The sequence below is a fragment of the Streptomyces hygroscopicus subsp. hygroscopicus genome, from assembly GCF_030269125.1.
GTDB classification, from domain to species: Bacteria; Actinomycetota; Actinomycetes; order Streptomycetales; family Streptomycetaceae; genus Streptomyces; species Streptomyces hygroscopicus_C.
Genome location: NZ_BSSM01000007.1, coordinates 157,375 through 179,029, shown reverse-complemented (window position 1 = coordinate 179,029; position 21,655 = coordinate 157,375). Strand labels below are relative to the sequence as shown.

The 21,655-nt window shown below is 73.2% G+C and carries 18 protein-coding genes; 8 read left to right on the top strand and 10 right to left on the bottom strand.

All coding sequences use genetic code 11. The annotated features are described in order from the left end of the window. Positions 1-266: 266 nt before the first annotated feature. Complete coding sequence (locus tag QSK45_RS17825) at positions 267-2,219, top strand: PAS domain S-box protein (RefSeq protein WP_490993580.1); 1,953 nt, start codon at positions 267-269, stop codon at positions 2,217-2,219. Positions 2,220-2,295: 76 nt separating this feature from the next. Here the strand turns inward: QSK45_RS17825 and QSK45_RS17820 are convergent, their stop codons facing one another. The 4 genes from QSK45_RS17820 to QSK45_RS17805 are packed head-to-tail and all read right to left on the bottom strand — an operon-like array spanning position 2,296 to position 6,898. Then, positions 2,296-3,207, bottom strand: a complete 912-nt coding sequence (locus QSK45_RS17820; protein ID WP_285557973.1) for a carbamate kinase — start codon at positions 3,205-3,207, stop codon at positions 2,296-2,298. A 3-nt stretch (positions 3,208-3,210) separates the two neighbouring features. Continuing rightward, positions 3,211-4,233 carry an ornithine carbamoyltransferase gene (gene argF / locus QSK45_RS17815; RefSeq protein WP_285557971.1) on the bottom strand — a complete coding sequence of 341 codons (1,023 nt, stop codon included), beginning with the start codon at positions 4,231-4,233 and terminating at the stop codon, positions 3,211-3,213. A 20-nt stretch (positions 4,234-4,253) separates the two neighbouring features. Further along, positions 4,254-5,468 (bottom strand): arginine deiminase, encoded by a 1,215-nt coding sequence (locus tag QSK45_RS17810; protein ID WP_285557970.1) that lies wholly within the window; start codon positions 5,466-5,468, stop codon positions 4,254-4,256. Positions 5,469-5,500: 32 nt separating this feature from the next. Beyond that, positions 5,501-6,898: an APC family permease gene (locus QSK45_RS17805; protein ID WP_490993582.1), complete on the bottom strand. Its 1,398-nt coding sequence runs from the start codon at positions 6,896-6,898 to the stop codon at positions 5,501-5,503. 367 nt (positions 6,899-7,265) lie between these two features. On the opposite strand from QSK45_RS17805, the gene QSK45_RS17800 reads away from it, so the two are divergent. After that, positions 7,266-8,855, top strand: coding sequence for an oleate hydratase (locus QSK45_RS17800; RefSeq protein ID WP_285557968.1), 1,590 nt, complete (start codon positions 7,266-7,268; stop codon positions 8,853-8,855). Between the two features lie 126 nt (positions 8,856-8,981). Beyond that, positions 8,982-9,386: a pyridoxamine 5'-phosphate oxidase family protein gene (locus QSK45_RS17795; RefSeq protein ID WP_285557967.1), complete on the top strand. Its 405-nt coding sequence runs from the start codon at positions 8,982-8,984 to the stop codon at positions 9,384-9,386. A 6-nt stretch (positions 9,387-9,392) separates the two neighbouring features. Here QSK45_RS17795 and QSK45_RS17790 read toward each other — a convergent pair whose 3' ends face one another. The 5 genes from QSK45_RS17790 to QSK45_RS17770 form a co-directional block, all read right to left on the bottom strand. Further along, positions 9,393-10,187 carry a 3-hydroxybutyrate dehydrogenase gene (locus QSK45_RS17790; RefSeq protein WP_285557965.1) on the bottom strand — a complete coding sequence of 265 codons (795 nt, stop codon included), beginning with the start codon at positions 10,185-10,187 and terminating at the stop codon, positions 9,393-9,395. Between the two features lie 35 nt (positions 10,188-10,222). Beyond that, positions 10,223-10,702: an NUDIX hydrolase gene (locus QSK45_RS17785; RefSeq protein WP_285557961.1), complete on the bottom strand. Its 480-nt coding sequence runs from the start codon at positions 10,700-10,702 to the stop codon at positions 10,223-10,225. 102 nt (positions 10,703-10,804) lie between these two features. Then, on the bottom strand, positions 10,805-12,415 hold the full coding sequence (gene lnt, locus QSK45_RS17780; protein WP_285557959.1) for an apolipoprotein N-acyltransferase: 1,611 nt from the start codon (positions 12,413-12,415) through the stop codon (positions 10,805-10,807). A 246-nt stretch (positions 12,416-12,661) separates the two neighbouring features. Continuing rightward, positions 12,662-13,207, bottom strand: a complete 546-nt coding sequence (locus QSK45_RS17775; RefSeq protein ID WP_285557958.1) for a hypothetical protein — start codon at positions 13,205-13,207, stop codon at positions 12,662-12,664. 127 nt (positions 13,208-13,334) lie between these two features. Beyond that, complete coding sequence (locus QSK45_RS17770) at positions 13,335-14,129, bottom strand: glutamate racemase (RefSeq protein WP_285557957.1); 795 nt, start codon at positions 14,127-14,129, stop codon at positions 13,335-13,337. A 57-nt stretch (positions 14,130-14,186) separates the two neighbouring features. Between QSK45_RS17770 and QSK45_RS17765 the strand changes: the two genes are divergently transcribed. Continuing rightward, the gene (locus QSK45_RS17765) at positions 14,187-15,362 is read left to right on the top strand and encodes a glycosyltransferase (protein ID WP_285557955.1); all 1,176 of its coding nucleotides are present in this window, start codon (positions 14,187-14,189) and stop codon (positions 15,360-15,362) included. A 1-nt stretch (position 15,363) separates the two neighbouring features. On the opposite strand, the gene QSK45_RS17760 is transcribed toward QSK45_RS17765, so the two are convergent. After that, entirely contained in the window at positions 15,364-16,587 is a 1,224-nt protein-coding gene (locus QSK45_RS17760; RefSeq protein WP_285558288.1) for a TerD family protein, read from the bottom strand. Positions 16,588-16,892: 305 nt separating this feature from the next. Here QSK45_RS17760 and QSK45_RS17755 point away from each other — a divergent pair, with 305 nt between their 5' ends. From QSK45_RS17755 to QSK45_RS17740, 4 genes are all read left to right on the top strand, one after another. After that, positions 16,893-17,333, top strand: coding sequence for a DUF6643 family protein (locus tag QSK45_RS17755; RefSeq protein ID WP_285557953.1), 441 nt, complete (start codon positions 16,893-16,895; stop codon positions 17,331-17,333). 43 nt (positions 17,334-17,376) lie between these two features. Further along, complete coding sequence (locus QSK45_RS17750) at positions 17,377-18,228, top strand: MOSC domain-containing protein (protein ID WP_285557952.1); 852 nt, start codon at positions 17,377-17,379, stop codon at positions 18,226-18,228. 151 nt (positions 18,229-18,379) lie between these two features. Further along, the gene (locus QSK45_RS17745; RefSeq protein WP_285557950.1) at positions 18,380-18,982 is read left to right on the top strand and encodes an Rv1733c family protein; all 603 of its coding nucleotides are present in this window, start codon (positions 18,380-18,382) and stop codon (positions 18,980-18,982) included. Between the two features lie 226 nt (positions 18,983-19,208). Continuing rightward, the gene (locus QSK45_RS17740) at positions 19,209-21,647 is read left to right on the top strand and encodes a right-handed parallel beta-helix repeat-containing protein (protein ID WP_285557949.1); all 2,439 of its coding nucleotides are present in this window, start codon (positions 19,209-19,211) and stop codon (positions 21,645-21,647) included. The last annotated feature ends 8 nt before the right edge of the window (positions 21,648-21,655 follow it).

Genomic DNA, 21,655 nt, shown 5'->3' with positions numbered 1-21,655 from the left:
TGTTCGGAATCCCGTTCGGGATCGGCTCCAGCCTCGCCGCAACGGCACCCCGGCGGGCAGGGCCCTCAGGGCCTTTGAACGGGGCCGATCGTCCCTGAGGCGGGCACCATGGCGGGCGCGACCGTTTGTGCTCGACCGGGACCGGTCCTGCACGGGTTACGCCCGCGGTGGGTATGTGTTCCGGCCATGACGCGACAAGTCACGGCGGGCGGAGCCCGGTTGCGCTGGGATGTCCGTAGCATCACGAGCGACATGGCGGGGTAGACATGAATCCTTGCGTGGACGAGCCGGCCTGTGCGACGGAGCCGGCGGTCCCCGAGCGGTGCCGGTGCGGGGCCCTTGCGCCGCAGGGCGCCCCGTCGACGGCCGAGGAGCGGTTCCGCGGCCTGCTGGAGGCGGCGCCGGACGCCATGGTGATCGTGGACGACACCGGCGTCATCCGGCTGGTCAACGCCCAGACCGAGGCCGTGTTCGGCTACCGCCGCGAGGAACTGCTCGGGCGCCCCGTCGAGCTGCTCGTGCCCCACCGCTTCCGCGACCACCACACCCGGCACCGCGACGGCTACGCGGCCAACCGGCAGGTGCGCCCCATGGGCGCGGGGCTCGAACTGCACGGACTGCGCAAGGACGGCAGCGAGTTCCCGGTCGAGATCAGCCTGAGCCCGATGGAGACGGCGGACGGGCTGCTGGTCTCCGCCGCCGTGCGCGACGTCAGCGACCGCAAGGCGGCCGAGGCCCGGATCAACGAACTCGCCGCCATCGTGGAGTCGTCCCAGGACGCCATCCTGGCCAAGACCCTCGACGGCGACATCACGTACTGGAACGCGGCCGCCGCCGAGCTGTACGGCTACACCGCCGAGGAGGTCATCGGCCGGCACGTCTCGATGCTCGCCCCCACCGAACTCCAGGACGACATCTGGGCGTTGCTCGAACGCCTGCGCCAGGGGGAGAAGGTCGAGCACTTCGAGACGCTACGGGTCACCAAGGCGGGGGTGATGCTGGACGTCGACGTCACGCTGTGGCCGACCCGGGACACCGGAGGCAAGGTCGTCGGGGCGTGCGCCATCGTGCGCGACATCAGCGACCGCAAGCAGGTGGAGGCCGAGCTGACGGCCCTGCTGGAACAGCAGCGGCACATCGCCCTCACCCTCCAGCGCAGCCTGATGGGGACGCCGCCCGCGCTGCCCGGCCTGGACACCGCGAGCCGCTACCGGCCCGCCACCCAGGGCGCCGGCGTCGGCGGCGACTGGTTCGACCTGATACCGCTGGGCGCCGGCCGGGTCGGCGTCCTCATCGGCGATGTGATGGGCCGCGGTCTGGAGGCGGCCGCCGTGATGGGCCAGTTGCGGTCGGCCGCGCACGCGCTCGCCAAGACCGGCATGCAGCCACGCCAGTTGATGCAGGCCCTGGACACCGTGGTCGCCGACCTGGACGTGCCCGACCAGCTGGTCACCTGCTGCTATCTGGTCGTCGCCCCGGACGCGGGCACCGTCACCGTCTGCTCGGCCGGGCATCTGCCGACCCTGGTGGTCGGCCCCTGGGAGGGCGTGCGCGCGCTGCCCGCACCGGTCAACGCGCCGCTCGGGGTGGGCGGTGTGCTGTACGAGCAGGCGTGCTCGGACATCGCCCCCGGGGCCACGCTGGTGCTGTACACCGACGGTCTGATCGAGACGCCGGGCAGCGACATCGAGGCACGGGTCGGCGAACTCACCACCGTCCTGGACACGTTCTTCCCGCGTTCCCCCAACCTGGAGGCGGCAGCCGACCATGTGCTGGCCGAACTGCTGCCGGACGCCGAGGGCCATGACGACGACGTGACCCTGCTGTTCGCGCAGCTCCCGGCGGCGCCGCTGGCAGCCGTCACCACCGATCTGGCGGCCGCCCCCTCCTCCGTCCCCGAGGGGCGGGCCTTTCTGCGCCGCACGCTGGCCTCGTGGGAGTGTCCCGTCCCGGCCGACGACGCGCTCCTGCTGCTGTCGGAGACCCTCACCAACGCGGTGCAGCACGCCGAGGGCCCGGTGGGGCTGCGGCTGTGCCGCACCGCCACGGATCTCACCGTCGAGGTCAGCGACCGCAGCCCGTACCTCCCCCAGCCCCGGCACGCCGCAGGGGACGAGGAGTCCGGACGTGGCCTGCTCCTGGTCCGTACCCTCGCCGACGGCTGGGGGGTACGGCCCACCGACGAGGGCAAGACGACCTGGTTCACGCTGAAGCTGTGAACGCCCGCGCACCGGTGGGCCCGTGCGGGGCACACCGGTGCGCGAAGAGGGCGTCACGGGGACGGACGAGGGATCGTCACGGCTCGGGTCGTACCAGCGTGCCCGCCCTGCCGTGCACGATCTCGTACGCCGCGTCGAGGGCACCGATCGCGGCGAGGCCGCCGGTGCGCTCGACGAACCGGGCCGCCGCCTCGGTCTTGGGCCCCATGGAGCCGGCCGGGAAGTCGCCGCGGCGCAGTTCCGCGGGCGTCGCCTCCAGGACGGGCCGCTGACCGGGGCCGCCGTAGTCGGCGTACACATGCGGCACATCGGTGAGGATCAGCAGGAAGTCCGCCTTGAGGTCCTCCGCGAGGAGGGCCGCGGTCAGGTCCTTGTCGACGACGGCCTCCACCCCGCGCAGTCCGCCGCGGTCGCCGTCGACCACCGGGACGCCCCCGCCTCCGGCGCAGACCACGAGGGTGCCGAGGCCCAGCAGGTCCTGGACGGTGCCGGTCTCCAGGATCCGCTCGGGCGCCGGGGAGGGCACCACGCGGCGCCAGCCGGTGGTGTCCCGGGCGATGTGCCAGCCCCGTTCGCGGGAGAGCGCGCGGGCGGCCTCCGCGGGGTACACCTGGCCGATGAACTTCTCCGGATGCCCGAAGGCGGGGTCGTCGGCCCGTACCAGGGTGTGGGTGACCAGGGCGGCGATCCGCCGTCCGGGCAGCGCGTCGTGCAGGGCGCGCGCCAGCAGGGAGCCGATCATGCCCTGGGTCTGGGCGCCGAGCAGGTCCAGCGGGTAGGGCGCGCTCAGTGCGGCGTCGGCGGCGCTCTCCATGGCCAGCAGCCCGATCTGGGGGCCGTTGCCATGGGTGACGACGACCTCGTGGTCGTGGGCCAGGGCGGCGATCGCGAGGGCCACACGGTCGATGTTGGCCTGCTGGACATCGGCGTCGGGGCGTTCCCCGCGGTGCAGCAGCGCGTTGCCGCCGAGGGCGATGACGATGCGCATCGGTCAGCCCTCCACGACGCCGGGCCGGTCCGCCAGGGTGGCGACGAGGACCGCCTTGATGGTGTGCAGCCGGTTCTCCGCCTGGTCGAAGACGAGCGAGCGGGGCGAGGAGAAGACCTCGTCGGCGACCTCGAGTCCGGTCAGGCCGTACGTCTCGCGCAGTTGGCGGCCGAGCCGGGTGCGGTCGTCGTGCAGGGAGGGCAGGCAGTGCATGAAGGCGACGTCGGGATTGCCGGTCGCGGCCAGCGTCTTGGCGTTGACCTGGTAGGGCAGCAGCAGGTCGATGCGTTCCTTCCAGGTGTCTGCGGGCTCGCCCATGGAGACCCAGACGTCGGTGTGCAGGAAGTCGGCCCCGCGCACGGCGGTCTCGACGTCCTCGGTGAGGGTGATCCGGGCGCCGCTGCGCTCGGCCTGCGCCCGGCAGGCGGCGACCAGCTCGCCGTCCGGCCACAGCGCGCGGGGCGCGGCGATCCGCACGTCCATGCCGAGCAGGGCGCCCATGGACAGCAGCGAGTTGCCCATGTTGTTGCGGGCGTCACCCAGGTAGCAGTAGCTGATCTCCGACAGCGGCCTGGCGCTGTGCTCGCGCATGGTGAACACGTCGCACAGGCTCTGGGTGGGGTGCGCGGTGTCGGTCAGCCCGTTGTAGACGGGAACGCCCGAGTGCGTGGCCAGGTCGGTGACGATCGACTGGGCGGAGCCGCGGTACTCGATGCCGTCGAACATGCGGCCGAGGACGTGGGCGGTGTCGGCGACGGATTCCTTGATGCCGAGGTGGCTGTCGCCGGGGCCGAGGTAGGTGGTGGCGGCGCCCTGGTCGCGGGCGGCGACCTCGAAGGCGCAGCGGGTGCGGGTGGAGGTCTTCTCGAAGATCAGCGCGAGCTGTTTGCCGGTCAGCCGGGGGGTTTCGGTGCCCGCCCGCCGGGCCGCCTTGAGTTCGGCGGCGAGATCGAGGAGGTGGCCGATCTCGGCGGCGGTGAAGTCGAGTTCGCTCAGGTAGGAGCGGCCTCGCAGGTCGGTGGTCATCTGTGGTCCTCGGGGAAGTGTCAGGCGACCGGGTCGCGTTCGATGGGGCAGCTCATGCAGCGCGGGCCGCCCCGGCCGCGCCCGAGTTCGGCGCCGGCGATGGTGACGATCTCGATGCCCTGCTTGCGCAGATAGGTGTTGGTGGTGACGTTGCGCTCGTAACCGACGACGACGCCGGGTTCGAGGGCGAGGAAGTTGCTGCCGTCGTCCCACTGTTCGCGCTCGGCACCCCGGATGTCCTGCGGCGCGGACAGCATGCGGACCTTGTCCAGGTCGAGCGCCTCGGCGAGGGCGGTCGCGAGGTCGGAGTTGGGGGTGACGGCGAAGCGGACCGGGCGGGCGTCGCTGGGCGTGAGGGTCCACGAGCGCAGGGAGTCTGCGAGGCCCGGATAGACCACGAAGGCGTCGCGGTCGACCATGGTGAGCACGGTGTCCAGGTGCATGTAGGCGCGCTGGGCCGGGAGTTGGACGGCGATCACCCGGGTCGCCGTGCCGGCGGCGAAGAGCCGGGCGGCCAGGTTCTCCACCGCCTGGGCGGTGGTGCGCTCCCCCATGCCGACCATGACGGCCCCGTTGCCGAGGACGTGGACGTCGCCGCCCTCCAGGGTGCCCACCGGCCCGTCCAGGATCGGCTGGGGGGCCTGGGCGGCGAACAGCGGGTGGAACCGGTAGATCGTCTCGGCGTGCAGGCTCTCGCGCCGCCGGGCGGCCTTGGCCATCGGGTTGATGGACAGGCGGTCGTAGATCCAGCAGGAGTTGTCGCGCGGGAAGAGGTGGTTGGGCAGCGGCGCGAGCGCGAAGTCCTCGTCGTCCAGGGAGTTCCAGACCAGGCTGTGCGGGCTGGCGAGCGGCAGGTCGCTCTTGAGCAGGCCGCCGATGAGGTACCCGGCGAGGGTCTCGCCGTCGAGTCCGGCGCACAGTTCGCGCACCGGGTCCACGAGGGCGGGACCGACGGTGGCCGTGGTCACCACCCGGTCGAGCAGCCAGTCGCGGGCGCCGGGGATGTCGAGGCTCTGGGCGAGCAGGTCGGCGAAGTAGTGCACGCGGGCGCCGTGGTCGCGCAGGACCTGGGCGAAGGCGTCGTGCTCCTCGCGGGCCCGCTTGGCCCACAGGATGTCGTCGAAGAGCAGCGCGTCGACATTGCGCGGGGTGAGCCGGGAGAGTTCGAGTCCGGGCCGGTGCAGGATGACCTGGCGCAGTCGGCCGGCCTCGGAGTCGACGTGGAAGGTGGTCATGGCGGTGGTCCTTCGATGGGTCGGTCAGGGTGTCAGTCGTGGTGACGCAGGGGGTTGAGGCGGTGGGCCCGGGTGGCCCAGGGACGCCGGGCGGGGCGGGCGACGGGGGGCGGCGTCTCGGGGGCGCGGTTCCCGGTGGCCGGTGCCGGCACCGACACGGTCTCGCCGTACTCGCCGCGGTCGCGCTTGAGCCAGATGTAGACCGGCAGTCCGAGCAGGACCACGAACAGGCCGTAGTAGACGGTCTGGTAGCCGCTGCCCTGGATCGACCAGTACGAGAAGGCCATCGCCAGCGCCGCGACGACGACGTCCCTCGCCAGCCGTCCGGGCTTCAGGCTCGCCCGGCCGCGGACCAGCAGCCAGTACAGCTGGGCGGCGGCGGAGAAGAGATACGGGATGACCGCGGTGAGCACGCTGAGCAGCACGATCTTGGTGAAGACGTCCTGGAAGCGGGTGTAGCTGAACACCGTGATCAGCGAGGCCAGTACGGTCGAGGAGACGATCCCGAAGACCGGTACGTCGTTCTTGCCCCGCAGCCGGGAGAAGGCGCCGGGGAAGAGCCCGTCGCGGGCGGCGGCGTACGGCATCTCGGCGCACAGCATGGTCCAGCCGTTCAGGGCGCCTATCCCCGAGACGATGGCGGCCACCGCGACGGCGTCGCCGGCCCAGCTGCCGCCGAAGATGTTGTTCGCGGCGTCGCTGAACGGCGCGGTGGACGAGCCGAGTTCGCCGTGCGGGACGGTACCGAGGACCGCGAGGGTGCCGAGGATGTAGATGACGGCGCAGGCGAGGGTGCCGTACACGGTGGCGCGCGGCACGTTGCGGCCGGGTTCACGCACGCGTCCGGCGACGACCGAGGCGGCCTCCAGGCCGAGATAGCTGAACAGGGCGATCGCCGCTGCCGCCGAGATGGCGCCCGGCGCGGACTGGTGACTGGCGTTGAACGGGCCGAAGTTGTCCGCCTTGACGAAGAGCAGCCCGACGGTGGCCATGAAGACCAGCGGGACGAACTTCAGTACCGTGGTGACGACTTGGAAGGCACCGGTGTTGCGCACCCCGGTGAGGTTGACCGCGGCGGGTATCCACAGGCCGGTGAGCGCGATGAGAAGTGAGACACCGGTGCGGTGCCCGGTGTTGACGAACACCTCGACGTAGCCGACCCAGGCGACCGCGATCGCGGCGTTCCCCGCCCATGCGGTGATCCAGTACGACCAGGCGTTGAGGAACCCGGCGAACTCGCCGAAGGCCTCCCGGGCGTACACGTAGGGACCACCGCTGCCCGGAACGCGCCGGGACAGCGAGCCGAAGGTCATCGCCAGCGCGAGCGCGCCGAGGGTGACGACGCCGAAGGCCACCAGGGCGATCGGGCCGTAGGGGGCGAGCGCGGAGGGGAGCGCGAAGACGCCGGTGCCGATGATGCTGCCGATCACCAGTGCGGTGGCGGCGGGCAGCCCGAGGGCGGCCGATGGAGCGGGTTTCTCTCCGCCGGGGGTCTCGCCCCCGCCACGGGCTTCTTCCCCGCTGCGTGTGGTCGTGGACATGCCTGTGCTCCTTGTGCGCCTCGATGGGCTCCGTTGCTGGTGCCCCACTGATCCTGCTGGTCGGCGAGGTGCGCGATCAGCGGCAACCGGTCCCCTCTTGGGCGCCCACAGGCCCCCGGGCCCCGGGACGTACGGCCCTGCCTCGGGGGGTACCCGGGGTGTTGGCTGGACGCCGTAACGCTTTCGGCCGTCCCGGTCCCCCCGGGGCGCACAGACCGTCCCGGTCCCCCCGGGGCGCACAGAACGGAGGGACGTCATGGCAGACGCTCCGCGGCAGTCCCGGGTCCACCTCGTCGGCGGAGGCATCGCCTCACTCGCGGCGGCGGTCTTCCTGGTCCGCGACGCCGGCCTTCCCGGCGAGAACATCCGCGTCCTGGAGGAGCTGCCGGTGGCCGGCGGCTCCATGGACGGCAGCGAGGAGCCCGCCGGCTACGTCACCCGCGGCGGGCGGATGCTGGAGGAGGAGGCGTACACCTGCCTGTGGGACCTCCTGGAGACGATTCCGACGCTGGACGACGAGACGGTCTCGGTGCGCCAGGAGATCGTCGACTTCAACGAGAAGTGGCCCACCGAGGCCAAGGCCCGGCTGATCGGCGCGGGCGCGCGGATCCTCGACGCCGCCGACTACGGCCTCGACACCCACGACCGCATGGAGCTGCTGCGGCTGCTGATGCTGCCCGAACGGGTGATCGGTGCCCGCCGCATCGAGGACTTCTTCTCCCCGCACTTCTTCGCCACCCACTTCTGGACGATGTGGCGCACCACGTTCGCCTTCCAGAACTGGCACAGCGCCATCGAGCTGCGCCGCTACCTCCTGCGCTTCCTCCAGGAGTTCCCGCGCATGCACACCCTGTCCGGGGTGCGCCGCACCAGGCTCAACCAGTACGACTCCGTCATCCGGCCGGTGCGGGCCTGGCTGGAGGCCCGCGGGGTGCGCTTCGAGCACGGCGTACGGGTCACGGACGCGGACTTCACCACCGACGAGCAGGGCGTACGACGGCTGCGGCGGCTCCACCTGGAGCGCGCGGGCGCGCCGGAGACCTGTGAACTCGGCGAGGAGGACTACGCGTTCCTCACTCTCGGCTCGATGACCGCCGACGCGGCGTACGGCGGCGACGACCGGGCGCCCGAGCTGATCCGGGACAAGCGCGACGGCGGCTGGCGGCTGTGGGAGGCGGTCGCCGCCAAGGCGGACGACTTCGGCCGGCCCGCGGTCTTCAACGGCAACGTGGACGACGCGAAGTGGGAGTCCTTCACGCTCACCATGCGCTCCCCGCTGCTGCTGCACCGCATCGAGGAGCTGTCGGGCAACCTGCCCGGCACCGGCGCGCTGATGACCTTCGAGGACTCCGGCTGGCTGATGTCCGTGGTCGTCCCGCACGCCCCGCACTTCGCGGGCCAGCCCGAGGACGTCTACACCCTGTGGGGCTACGGCCTCTTCACCGACCGGCCCGGCGACTTCACCGGCAAGCCGATGGCCGAGTGCACCGGCCGCGAGATCCTCACCGAACTCCTCGGCCACCTCGGCATGTCCGACATCGAGGAGCGGGTGGCGGCGACCACGACCGTGGTCCCGGTGATGATGCCGTACATCACCAGCCAGTTCGCCCCGCGCTCGGTCGGTGACCGGCCGCTGGTGGTCCCCCGCGGCTCGGCGAACTTCGCGTTCCTCGGCCAGTACACCGAGGTCCCGGAGGACGTCGTCTTCACCGTCGAGTACTCGGTGCGCGGCGCGATGCACGCCGTGTACGAGCTGTTCGACGTCGACCGCGAGATCCCCGGCATCTACCACGCCCTCGCCGACCCGCGCAGCGCGTTCGGGGTGCTGCGGGCCGCGCTGGTCTGAGCCGTGATCCCACGGACCCGGCCGGGTGGGGCGGCGGACCACGACACGACGGAGGGGACCCGCCCGGGGCCGTACAAGGGCCGACCGGCCCTATCCCGGCCGGGTCCGCGCGGGGACGATGGCCTGGTGCTCCAGAACGACGGCTTTCGCGCACTCGACAGGCAGACCTGCCTGCGCCTGCTGGCCGGGGTGCCGGTCGGCCGGGTCGTGTACACCAAGCAGGCGCTCCCCGCGGTCCTCCCCGTCAATTTCTGCCTCGACGCGGACTCCTCCGTGCTGCTGCGCACCTCGGCCGGCTCGGACCTGGTGCGCGCCATCGACGGCGCGGTGGTCGCCTTCGAGGCGGACGAGTTCGACGCGGAGACCCGCTCGGGCTGGAGCGTGGTCGTCACCGGGCGCGCCGCGCTACTGACCGACACCGACGGCCATGAACTCCTCGACCGACCGGACTCCTGGATGCCGGTCCGCGACGACGTGCTCGTGCGGATCGACTCCGAGGTGGTCACCGGGCGTGAGCTGACGGGTGCGTGAGCGTGCTCAGTGGGCGGTCCAGCCGCCGTCCAGGAGCAGGGACGTGCCGGTGACGAAGGACGCCTGCGGACTGCACAGATAGGCCACGGCCTCGGCGACCTCCTCGGGCTCGATGAGCCGCCGCAGCGCGCTGTCCCTCAGCAGCACCTCGGACAGGACGCGCTCCTCGGGGATGCCGTGGGCCCGCGCCTGGTCGGCGATCTGCTTCTCCACCAAGGGCGTGCGGACGTAGGCCGGGTTCACGCAGTTGGAGGTGACGCCGTGCGCGGCGCCCTCCAGCGCGGCCGTCTTGGACAGCCCCTCCAGACCGTGCTTGGCGGCGACGTAGGCGGACTTGAACGCCGAGGCGCGCAGTCCGTGCACCGATGACACGTTGACGATCCGGCCGAAGCCCTGCGCGTACATGTGCGGCAGGGCGCCCCGCACCAGGCGGAACGGCGCCTCCAGCATCACGGTCAGCACCGTGTGGAAGACGTCCGGCGGGAACTCCTCGATGGGGCGCACCAGTTGCAGTCCCGCGTTGTTGACCAGCACATCGGTGCCGGCGGCCGCTTCCTCGGCCGCGTCGAGGTCGGTCAGGTCGAGGAGGTGCGGGACGACGGTGCCCGCGAGGTCCGGTCCGCCCTCCGCCTCCCGGGCGAGTGCGGTCAGCCCGGCCTCGTCCCGGTCGACGGCTCTCACCCGCGCCCCGGCGGCCGCGAGCCGCAGCGCGCAGGCGCGGCCGATGCCGCTCGCGGCACCCGTGACGAGGGCGGTGCGGCCGGCGAGGTCGAGGGCGAGGGGCTGGATGGGGGTGGTCATGGACCGACCCTAGGCGAAAGGCGCGGGCGACGGCGTCAGCCGGCGGTCGCCGGGGCGAACCAGGCGGGTTCCTCCGTCATGGCCTGCTTGATCCGGTGGAGCGCGAACTCGTTCAGCTCGGGCAGCGCGTCCACCTCGAACCAGCCGACCTCCAGCGACTCGTCGTCGTTGACCCGGGCCTCGCCGCCCACCGCGCGGCAGCGGAAGGTGATGTCCATGTACTGGCAGACGTCCCCGTTGTCGTACGTGACCGGTTGCAGCGCCTGGACCAGGACGACCCGCTCGGGCAGGCAGCGCACCGCCGTCTCCTCGAAGACCTCCCGCACCGCGCAGTCCGCGGGCTGCTCGCCCGGCTCCGGGATGCCGCCGACCACCGACCATTTCCGGGTGTCGGTGCGCCGGCCGAGCAGCACCCTGCCCTCGTCGTCGAAGACGATCGCGGTGACCCCGGGCAGCCAGAGCAGCTGCCGCCCGGCCGAGGCACGCAGGGTGCGGATGAAGTCAGGAGTAGCCATGGGTCCGACCCTAACCGGCCCCGGGCGCGCTCCCGGGCCGGCCGGCCGCGGGGCGGAGTACGCGTACGGGTCCCGGGTACGACGGGTACGGCCGCCCGTGTGCTACGCCTCGCCGGCGCGGCGGGCCCGCAGTCCGCTCCCGATCGACCAGCCGATGCCGCCGACGGCGAGGAGCACGAGCGCCGCCTCCGGCAGGACGCCCAGGTCGGTCGCGGGCGTGGTGGAGGTGCGCAGGGGCACCTTCTGCTCCAGGTAGGCGGGCACGAACATGCCGGTCTTCTGGGTGATCTTCCCGTCCGGCATGATGACCGCGCTGACGCCGCTGGTCACCGGCACGGTCACGGTACGGCTGTGCTCGACGGCGCGGATGCGGGACATGGCGAGCTGCTGGTAGGTCATCTCGCTGCGGTCGAACGTCGCGTTGTTGCTCGGCACGGAGATCATCTCGGCGCCGTGCGTCACGGTGTCCCGCACGTCCCAGTCGAAGGCGGCCTCGTAGCAGGTCGCGAGGCCGACCTTGGCGCCGTCCATGTCGAACACACCCGGCTCGGTGCCCCGGCTGAAGTCCTTGCGCAGCATCGTGGTCCAGTCCTTGTTGATGGCCCCGACGAACCCGCGCAGCGGCATGTACTCGCCGAACGGCTGGATCTGCCGTTTGTCGTAGGTCTGCGTCGGGCCCTTGGCCGGGTCCCACAGGATCTGCTCGTTGAGCTGCTTGCCGTCCTTGTCCACGACGGCGCCGACCGAGATGGGCACCCCGATCGCCTGCGACGCCTCCTCGATGACGGCGGCGGCGTCGGGGTCGTGATAGGGGTCGAGGTCGGAGGAGTTCTCCGGCCAGAGCACGAAGTCGGGCCTCGGGACCTTGCCTGCCTTGACGTCGGCGGCGAGCGCGAGGGTCTCGCGCACGTGGTGGTCGAGCACCGCGCGGCGCTGGGCGCTGAATTCCAGGCCGGCGCGCGGCACGTTGCCCTGGATCACGGCGACCGTCCGGGTGCCGTCCTCGGCCCGGTCGCTCACCAGGCCGCGCGCGGCGAGCGCGCCGGCCACCGGCACGGCCACGCCGAGCAGCGCGGCGGCGGCCGCCGCGCGGCGCACGGGTCGGGAGCTGCGCCGTGCGGCGATCAGGCGGACCGCTTCGCAGAGACCGAATCCGCACAGGACGACCGCGAAGCCCAGCAGGGGGGTACCGCCGGCCGCGGCGAGCGGCAGGAAGACGCCGTCCGCCTGCCCGAACGCGACCTTCCCCCAGGGGAAGCCCCCGAAGGGAGCACGCGCCCGCACCGCCTCGCCCGTGATCCAGACGGCCGCGGCCCACACCGGCCAGGCGGGCAGCCTGGACACGGCGGCGACGCCCACGCCGACCAGGGCGATGAACACGGCCTCCACCGCGACCAGGGCCAGCCAGGGCACGAAGCCGACCTCCACGCCGGTCCACACCAGCAGGGGCAGCAGGAAGCCGAGCCCGAAGAGGTAGCCGAGCCCGAGCGCCGCCTTCCACCCGCGCCCCCGCAGCACCCACCCGAACCCGGCGAACGCGGGCAGCGCCAGCCACCACAGGGGACGTGGCGGAAAACTGACATAGAGCAGCACCCCGCAGAGGGCGGAGGCGGCGGCCGGGACCAGGCGCAGCAGCCGGCGGCGGAACGCGCCGGGCGCGAGGGACTGCCGGACCCGGTCCGGCTGGTCCACGGAAGTTGCGGTGACGGTCACCCGGGTGAGTGTACGGCGGCTGACCTCGGCATCGACACGGTCCGCGCGCGCACGGCCCGCCCCGCCGCTCGTCAGCCGGCCGCCGCGGCAGGAGACCACACGTGGGAACACGGCTACGCCGCCGAGGCGTGCGGGGCGGTACCCTCACCCTTTCAGGATCACTCAGCCGAGACCTGGCTCACCCGTCCACAACTCCCCGGACAGAACACCTGGCGCAGCCCGGAGGCGCCGGACGCGCCCGTGAGGCTAGGCGGCCGTCCCCGGGGCGATCGAGCGCAGCCGGGCCCTGATCACCCGGACCGCCGACTCCGCGTTGTCCACGGTGATCGTGAAGGTGTGGCCGTCCCACAGGCTCAGGACGATGCCCTCGCCCCGGCGCACGACGACCGCGGTGCCCTTCTCGGGGCGCCAGCGGTAGCCCCAGCCGCCCCACTGGCGCGGGGTCACGAGGGCGGTGAAGTCGGCGCCCGCCACGTGCGACAGGGGGATGCGCCGGCGCGGCACCCCGATGTGGCCGCAGCGCACCTCGACGGACTCCCGGTCGAGCTTGAGTTCCACGTGCACGAAGGCGAGGGTGCCGAAGAGGACCAGCAGCCCGGCCGCGATGCAGCCGACGACGGACATCGTCAGCGCGGCGGTCCCGGACGTCCACGCGGAGTCCACGGCCAGCTTGATCCCCAGCGCCAGGCAGGCGGCTCCGGCCGGCGCCAGCAGCCACTGCACCCGGTTGGTGGCGCGTCCGGTCCAGACCTCGGGGGCGGGATTTTCCTCGGTACGGGGCTGGTCCCTCATGACTACGAGGTTACTCAGGATCGCCCGCGCCGGTACGGACTCCCGGCCCGCGCCCGCCCCGGGCGCCCCCGGGCGGGGAGGGCGGGCCGCCCGCCGGTGGACCTACGAAGGAGGTACGGACTGCGGGTCAGCGGCGGTCGGCGAGCGGACCCACCGCGGGCAGCAGCCGCCCCTCGGCGTAGTGCAGCGCCGCCGTCGGCAGCTCCCCCTCGCGGCCGCTGAGCAGGACCGTCAGGGTGCCCTCGGCGGGGGCCGCGGAGGCGGGCTGTTCGCCGAGGCGGCGCAGCGCCTGCGCGGCCACCGCGCCCGCGGAGCCGTGCAGGACCAGCGGGGCCGCGCCGGGGCGCTGCACGGCGGCGCGGATGCGTTCCGCGACCAGCTCGTAGTGGGTGCAGCCCAGGACGACGGTGGTCACATCGTCGGGCGTCAGCTCGGCCGCCGCGGCGACGGCCGCCTCGATCGCCGCCTCGTCCGCGTGTTCGATGGCCTCGGCGAGGCCCCAGCACGGCACCTCGGTCACCGGCACCCCGTCGGCGAAGTCCGCGATGAGCCCGCGCTGGTAGGCGCTGCCGGTGGTGGCGGGGGTCGCCCAGATCGCGAAGGGCCCGCCGCCGGCCGCGGCCGGCTTGATCGCCGGGACGGTGCCGATCACCGGGATGCCGGGCTCCAGGCGGGCGCGCAGTGCGGGCAGGGCGTGCACGCTGGCCGTGTTGCACCCGACGATCAGCGCGTCGGGCCGGCGGAACGCGGCGGCCTCGGCGACGTCCAGCGCGCGTCGGGTGAGGTCCTCCGGGGTGCGCGGTCCCCAGGGCATGCCGTCGGGGTCCAGGGAGAGGACGAGATCCGCGTCGGGCCGTAGGCGCCGTACCGCGGCGGTGGCCGCGAGCAGACCGATTCCGGAGTCCATGAGCGCGATCTTCACCCGGCCACGATAGACGATCGGCTCATGTGAACGGCTCGGGTGGGGCAGACTGCGCCCGTGAGCGCCTTCCTGTGGATCACCGTCGCCTCGCTGGCCGCCTGGTGCTGGCTGCTGCTGTGCCAGGGGTTCTTCTGGCGCACGGACGTCCGTCTGCCGCGGCGCCGGGAACCGGACGCGTGGCCGTCCGTCTGCGTGGTCGTGCCCGCCCGCGACGAGGCCGCCGTGCTCCCCGCGAGCCTGCCGTCGCTGCTGGCGCAGGAGTATCCGGGGCGGGCCGAGGTCTTCCTGGTGGACGACGGCAGCACGGACGGCACCGGGGAGCTGGCCCGTGGGCTGTCCGAGCGGCACGGCGGGCTGCCGCTCACGGTGGGTTCGCCCGGGGAGCCGCCCGCGGGCTGGACGGGCAAGCTGTGGGCGGTGCGGCACGGCATCGCGCTGGCCCGCGCGCGCGACCCCGAGTACCTGCTGCTGACGGACGCCGACATCGCGCACGCCCCGGACAGCCTGCGCGAGCTGGTCGCGGCGGCCCACGGCGGCGGTTTCGACGTGGTGTCGCAGATGGCGCGGCTGCGGGTGGAGAGCCGGTGGGAGCGGCTGGTGGTCCCGGCGTTCGTCTACTTCTTCGCGCAGCTCTATCCCTTCCGCCGGATCGGCCGCAAGGGGTCGCGCACGGCGGCCGCGGCGGGCGGCTGTGTGCTGCTGCGTGCGGGGACGGCGGAGAAGGCGCGGATCCCGGACGCCATCCGGCACGCCGTCATCGACGACGTCGCCCTCGCCCGCGCGGTCAAGGGCGCGGGCGGCCATGTCTGGCTGGGCCTCGCCGACCGGGTGGACAGCGTGCGGCCGTACCCGCGGCTGCACGACCTGTGGCGGATGGTCTCGCGCAGCGCCTACGCCCAGCTGCGGCACAACCCGCTGCTGCTGCTCGGCACGGTGGCGGGGCTCGCGCTGGTGTACCTGGTGCCGCCGGTGGCCGTGGTCGCGGGCGCCGCGGCGGGGAACGCGCCGGTGGCGGTCCTCGGCGCGTCGGCCTGGGCCGTGATGGCGGGCACGTACGTGCCGATGCTGCGCTACTACCGGCTGCCGCCGTGGTCGGCCCCGCTGCTGCCGTACACCGCGTTCCTGTATTTGCTGATGACGGTGGACTCGGCCGTGCAGCACTACCGGGGGCGCGGGGCCGCCTGGAAGGGCCGTACGTACGCGCGTCCCGACGCGGTTCCCGACGAGGGCTGAGTCACTTGCGGCCGGGCGTCCAGTTCATGCCCCAGCCGTAGGCGCGGTCCACGGTCCGCTGCGGGCTCACCCCGCGCTCCGGCACGAGGTAGCGGGCCTCGCGCCGCACGACGAGATCGCCGCCCGTGTTGGTGATCAGGGCGAGGGCGCACACCGTGGACGGCACCGTGCACTCGTCCAGCGAGAAGTCGACGGGGGCGCCGTACTGCGGCCGGAGGGTGACGGTGGCGTGCAGTCCGGCGAAGGAGGAGGCGCCCTCGTAGACGGTGACGAACACGAGGACGCGGCGCAGGTCCCGGAGGTGGTCCAGGTTGACGGTGAGGTTCTCGCCGCTCGCCAGCGCGCCGGTGCGGTCGTCGCCGTCGAGATGGATGTACGGCGGCCGGTGCAGCGATCCGAAGGAGTTGCCGAGCGCCTGGACGACCCCCTTGCGGCCGTCCGCGAGCTCGTACAGGGCGCACAGGTCGAGGTCGAGGTCCCCGTAGCCGCTCCACCGGCGGGGGCCCCGTCCCGAAAGCCGTTCACGTGTCCGCCAGTTGAGGTTCACCCGCAGGACGCCCGCGGTACCGCCCTGCTTCGCCAGCGAGACGGAGGGGGCGGCCTTGGTGAGGGTGACCCTGGAGGGGCGGACGGCGGACGGAGCCCGCGGAGGGGGCGGTGGCACGGGCGCCGGGGGCGCCGGCGCGAGTGGCGGTGCGCCGTGCCGCGGCTCGTCCACCGTGATGCCGAACTCCGTGGCGACGCCGTCGAGTCCGCTGTCGTAGCCCTGGCCGACGGCGCGGAACTTCCAGCCGCCCTGGCGGCGGTAGAACTCGCCGAGCAGGAAGGCGGTCTCCACGGTCGCGCCCGGACTGTCGAAGCGGGCGACGACCCGGCCGCTCGCGGGGTCGGTCACCTCGACGTACAGGTCCGGGACCTGCCCGAACGTGCCGCCGTCGGCCGAGGCGGCGAGCACGATCCGTTCGATCGCGCCCTCCACCCGCGCGAGGTCGACGGACAGGGTGTCGACGACGAGCGCGCCCTCGGTCCGCCCGCCCTCGTGGCGCACCGCGCCCGAGGGATGCGCGGGCTGGTCGCAGAACACGAAGTCGGCGTCGGAGCGGACCTTCCCGGCGGCGAGCAGCAGCGCCGAGGCGTCCACGTCGGGTACTCCGGCCCCCCGGCGCCGGCCCAGTTCGACCCGCAGCACGGTGGCCGGCACCGGTGTGTTGGACCCCTTCGGCATCGTCATGGCAGCCCCCTCGCCTCCCCGCCCGCGGTGTCCGCGGACGTCCGGATCATCCCTGCACGTCCAACCTATTCCCGGCCACGCGGAACTCCCACTGCCGTGCGGGGAGAGGAGCGGAAAGATCGCCGGTCAACCGCCGGTAACCCCGCCGAAACATTGGCTCCTTACATGATCCATACGTGAACCGCTGCCCTTTTTCGCCGAATTCGCTCGGAATGAGTAACCCTGGTCACCGCCGACACGTAAAACAACCCTCTTATCGGTCTCCCCAACCAGCACATCGTGGGCTTAAGTTATGTGCCATGACCTCCCCCCGCTCCACCTATGGCGGCGGCTACTACTCCGCCTCCTTCCGGGACACTCCGATCTACGACTCCCTCGTGGCCGAGCGGGGCACCCCGCAGATCGCCCCGATCCGGGTCCCCGCCGCCTACGACACGGGCAACCACCTCCCCGCCCTGCCGTCGGCCCTCCCCGCCCTCCCGGCCGCGCCCTCCCCGCAGCCCCCGGCCCCCGGCTACGGCTACCCCCAGCCGCAGCAGCAGGTCCCGCTGCACCAGGCGCCCACGGCGTACATCCCGCAGCAGGCGAGCGCCCCGCGCGGCTACCCCGGCCCGCAGGCCCCGCAGCAGCGTCCGATGGCGCCGGGCACCGGCTACGAGGCGATGCGCCCGGCCGCGCCACGCCCCGTGCAGGCGCCGTACCAGGACCCGTACAACAACCCGCACCACCGGGGTTACTGATCGAAGCGCTCCCGCTGTCGGTGGCACCTGGCACGATGGCGACATGGAAATCGCCGAAGTGCAGTCGATCCATCTGTACCCGGTCAAGGCGTTCCAGGGCCTGGCGGCCGAAGCGGCCGTGGTGGAGCCCTGGGGGCTGGCCGGAGACCGGCGCTGGGCGCTGATCGACGCCGGGGGGAAGGTCGTCACCCAGCGGGAGCAGCCGCGCCTCGCCCTGGCCGCCGCCGCGCCTCTGGCCGGCGGCGGTCTGCGTCTGTCGGCGTCCGGGCGGCCCGCGGTGACGGTCGAGGTGCCGCAGCCGTCGGCGACCGTGCCGGTGAACATCTTCGGGCAGAAGGTGGAGGCGGTGCCGGCCGCGGCGGAGGCGCACGCCTGGTGCAGCGCCTATCTCGGCTCGGACGTACGCCTGGTGCATCTGGACGACCCGGCCTCCCGCCGCCCCGTCGACCCGGAGTACGCGCTGCCGGGCGAGACGGTCAGCTTCGCCGACGGCTACCCCCTGCTCGTCACCGCCTCGGCCTCCCTCGACGCCCTCAACTCCCTGATAGCCGAGGGGCGTCACGCCGCCGAGGGGCCGCTGCCCATGAACCGGTTCCGGCCCAGTGTCGTGGTCCGCGGCACCGAGCCCTGGGCGGAGGACGCATGGGCGCGCGTCTCCGTCGGCGAGGTCGACTTCCGCGTGGCGCGCGCCTGCGGGCGCTGTGTGGTGACCACCACCGACCAGGGCACCGCCGCGCGCGGCCGCGAGCCGCTGTACACACTGGCCCGGCACCGCAGGTTCGACGGGGGCCTCGTCTTCGGGCAGAACCTCGTGCCGCTCACGCCCGGCACGATCCGGGTCGGCGATCCGGTGCGGGTGCTGGAGCGGGGCGCGGCCGGTAGCCATAGCCGGTAGCCGCGAGAACCGCGGCAGGGCGGGCGGCGCCCTGGTCGGGCGGTTTTGGCGATCGGGGAACCCGGGGGCGGTTCCCGGTCGTTGAGGTGACACGGGAGAGGCGTGAGACGTCGCGGTCATGACCGACCGCGGCGGACGTGGGGGTGGGGAGATGCGGGCAGTCACGGGTCTGTGGCGCTGGAGACGCAATCCGCTGTGCCGCGCGACCGATCTGGCCGAGGCGTGGGTGGCGCTCGTGGCGCTGGTCCTGATCGCCGTGGCGGCGCCCGCGACCGGCGCTCTGGTCGGCTTCGCCGCCCAGGACTCGTTGCAGCGGGCCGCGCGCGTGGAGCGGCACACCCACCATCAGGTCACGGCCACCGTGGTCCGCGTCCTGGGCAGGGAACCCGAGGGCGACCTCGACTCCAGAAGCGTCCATGAGACCCGTACCCGCGTCGTCGCCGACTGGCCCGCGCCGGACGGCAGCACGCACCGCGGTCCGGTCCTCACCGGCCTGAAGTCCCCCCGGGCCGGAGAGCGCTTCGGACTCTGGACGGACCCGCAGGGCCGGGTGACGACCCGCCCGCTGGACTCCGTCACGGCGACCACCCACGCCGTCCTGGCCGGATTCGGCGCCGCCCTGGTGGCCGCGGCCCTGGCCGAGACCGCCCGGCGCCTCACCGTCTGGCGCATGGTCCGCCGCCGGTACGCACGCTGGGAGCAGGCCTGGGACCGGGCGGGCCCGGACTGGGGCAAGGCGGGCACCGGCAGCTGACCGCGGGCAGGCTGTGGTCAACCCACCCCGGGCGCACACGCTACGGTGGACCGGCCGAAGCGCTTTCGGCGACAACCCGCAGGCGGGCGCACCGCAGGGCTCGCGGGTACGCGGGGACACGAACGGGCAGGCCCAGCGGCCGGGCACGCTCGCGGGCCCGCACCGGTACCACCGCCCCGACGGGGCGTCAGCCATCAGTACGACGAGGTGGGGGCACAGCAACGCCATGGCACAGGGCACGGTCCAGGTGACGCACACCGGTACGTCGCGGTGGCGGCGCCGCACGGGTGAGTACGCATCGCTCGCCGCCGCCCTGGAGGCAGCCGCCGACGGCGACGTCCTCACCATCGCCCCCGGCACCTACCGGGAGAACCTCGTGGTCCAACGGGCGGTGACGCTCCGCGGGCCGGAGGGCTCACCCGGTTCGGTGCGGATCGCGCCGACGGACGGGGTGCCGCTGACCGTGCGGGCCTCGGCCGTGGTGCACGACCTGCACGTCGAGGGCCAGGACGCGGCGGCGCCCGCGCTGCTGGTCGAGGAGGGCACGCCCGAACTGACGGACGTGCGGATCGTCACGCGCTCGGCGGTCGGCGTCGAGGTGCGCGGCGCGGCCCGGCCGACCGTGCGCCGCCTGACCGTGGACAACCCGGCCGGCATCGGTATCGCCGTACTCGACGGCGGCAGCGGGGTGTTCGAGGAGTGCGAGATCGTGGCGGCGGGTCAGGCGGGCGTGGCGGTCCGCGGCGGCGGCCATCCGCGCCTGGACCGGTGCCGGGTGCACCACGCCTCGGGCACCGGGTTCACCGTGACCGGCGAGAACTCCGCCCTGGAGGCGGTCGGTTGCGAGATCTACGAGGTGCGCGGCTCCGGGTTGCAGGTCACCCAGCGCGCCACCGCGCACCTGACCGACTGCGACGTGCACCGCACCACCGCCGACGGCGTCACGCTGGACACGGACGCGGTGCTCACGCTGGAGGACTGCCGGCTCCACGACATCCCGGAGAACGCGGTCGACCTGCGCTCGCGCTCGGTGCTCACGCTGACCCGCACGACGATCCGCCAGTTCGGCCGCAACGGACTGTCGGTGTGGGACCCGGGCACCCGGGTGGACGCCAACCAGTGCGAGATCTTCGACAGCACCGGCGACTACCCGGCGGTGTGGGTGAGCGACGGCGCCACCGCGGTGCTGGACTCCTGCCGGGTGCACGACGTGCCGGACGCGCTGTTCGTGCTGGACCGCGGTTCGCGCGCGGACGTGGTGGACAGCGACCTCTCCCAGGTGCGCAACACGGCGGTGTCGGTGAGCGACGGGGCGACCGCGCAGCTGGACGACTGCCGGATCCGGGAGGCGGCGACCGGCGCCTGGTTCCGGGACCACGGCAGCGGCGGCACGCTCGGCAACTGCACGGTGAGCGGTACCCAGACGGGGGTGATCGTCACCAAGGGCGCCGATCCGACCATCGAGCGCTGCACCGTCGAGTCCCCCGCCGAGGCCGGCTTCTACGTCTCGGCGGGCGGCCGGGGCAGCTTCCTGAACTGCCGGGTCAGCGGCAGCGGCGGCTACGGCTTCCATGTGATCGACGGCTGCCGCACCACCCTGCGCAGGTGCCGCACCGAACGGTGCGCGCGCGGGGGTTACGAGTTCGCCGAGGGCGGACCGGACACCGGGTCGGGTTCGGGGCCGGTCGTGGAGGACTGCACCAGCGACGAGAGCGGCAGCCTGCGGCCCCCGGCGCTGCGGGAGACGGCCGTGCAGACGGTGGCGCACTCCCCCGGGCTGCTCGGTTCGATCCCCGGGCAGCGCGGCACCGAGCCGGAGCCGCCGGCCGTCGCCCCGGAGTCGGCGCAACCGCCCCGTACGTCCAAGGACGTGCTCGGCGAACTCGACGCGTTGGTGGGCCTGGAGAGCGTCAAGCGCGAGGTACGGGCGCTGACCGACATGATCGAGGTGGGCCGGCGCCGGCAGCGGGCGGGCCTGAAGGCCGCGTCCGTCAAGCGGCACCTGGTCTTCACCGGCTCCCCCGGCACCGGCAAGACGACGGTGGCCCGGCTCTACGGTGAGATCCTCGCCTCGCTCGGGGTGCTGGACAAGGGTCATCTGGTCGAGGTGTCCCGGGTCGACCTGGTCGGCGAGCACATCGGCTCCACCGCGATCCGTACCCAGGATGCCTTCCAACGGGCCCACGGTGGTGTGCTGTTCATCGACGAGGCGTACGCGCTGTCGCCGGAGGACGCCGGGCGGGACTTCGGCAAGGAGGCCATCGACACACTGGTGAAGCTGATGGAGGACCAGCGGGACGCGGTGGTGGTGATCGTCGCCGGGTACACGGCGGAGATGGAGCGCTTCCTCTCCGTCAACCCCGGTGTGGCCTCCCGCTTCTCCCGCACCATCACCTTCGGCGACTACGGCCCGGAGGAACTGCTGCGGATCGTGGAGCAGCAGTCCGACGAGCACGAGTACCGCCTCGCGCCCGGCACCGCCGAGGCCCTGCTCACGTACTTCACCGACCTCCCCAAGGGCCCCGCCTTCGGCAACGGCCGCACCGCCCGCCAGACCTTCGAGGCCATGGTCGAACGCCACGCGAGCCGCGTCGCCCAACTCCCGGACCCGAGCACCGACGATCTGACCCTCCTCTACCCGCAGGACCTGCCGGAACTGCCCTGAGCACTCCG

Coding starts and splice junctions, on each gene's coding strand:
- QSK45_RS17750 (WP_285557952.1), top strand. CDS start 17,377: ATGGAAATCGCCGAAGTGCAGTCGATCCATCTGTACCCGGTCAAGGCG.
- QSK45_RS17800 (WP_285557968.1), top strand. CDS start 7,266: ATGGCAGACGCTCCGCGGCAGTCCCGGGTCCACCTCGTCGGCGGAGGC.
- QSK45_RS17825 (WP_490993580.1), top strand. CDS start 267: ATGAATCCTTGCGTGGACGAGCCGGCCTGTGCGACGGAGCCGGCGGTC.
- QSK45_RS17790 (WP_285557965.1), bottom strand. CDS start 10,187: ATGACCACCCCCATCCAGCCCCTCGCCCTCGACCTCGCCGGCCGCACC.
- QSK45_RS17785 (WP_285557961.1), bottom strand. CDS start 10,702: ATGGCTACTCCTGACTTCATCCGCACCCTGCGTGCCTCGGCCGGGCGG.
- QSK45_RS17820 (WP_285557973.1), bottom strand. CDS start 3,207: ATGCGCATCGTCATCGCCCTCGGCGGCAACGCGCTGCTGCACCGCGGG.
- QSK45_RS17755 (WP_285557953.1), top strand. CDS start 16,893: ATGACCTCCCCCCGCTCCACCTATGGCGGCGGCTACTACTCCGCCTCC.
- QSK45_RS17810 (WP_285557970.1), bottom strand. CDS start 5,468: ATGACCACCTTCCACGTCGACTCCGAGGCCGGCCGACTGCGCCAGGTC.
- QSK45_RS17760 (WP_285558288.1), bottom strand. CDS start 16,587: ATGCCGAAGGGGTCCAACACACCGGTGCCGGCCACCGTGCTGCGGGTC.
- QSK45_RS17775 (WP_285557958.1), bottom strand. CDS start 13,207: ATGAGGGACCAGCCCCGTACCGAGGAAAATCCCGCCCCCGAGGTCTGG.
- QSK45_RS17745 (WP_285557950.1), top strand. CDS start 18,380: ATGCGGGCAGTCACGGGTCTGTGGCGCTGGAGACGCAATCCGCTGTGC.
- argF (WP_285557971.1), bottom strand. CDS start 4,233: ATGACCACCGACCTGCGAGGCCGCTCCTACCTGAGCGAACTCGACTTC.
- QSK45_RS17740 (WP_285557949.1), top strand. CDS start 19,209: ATGGCACAGGGCACGGTCCAGGTGACGCACACCGGTACGTCGCGGTGG.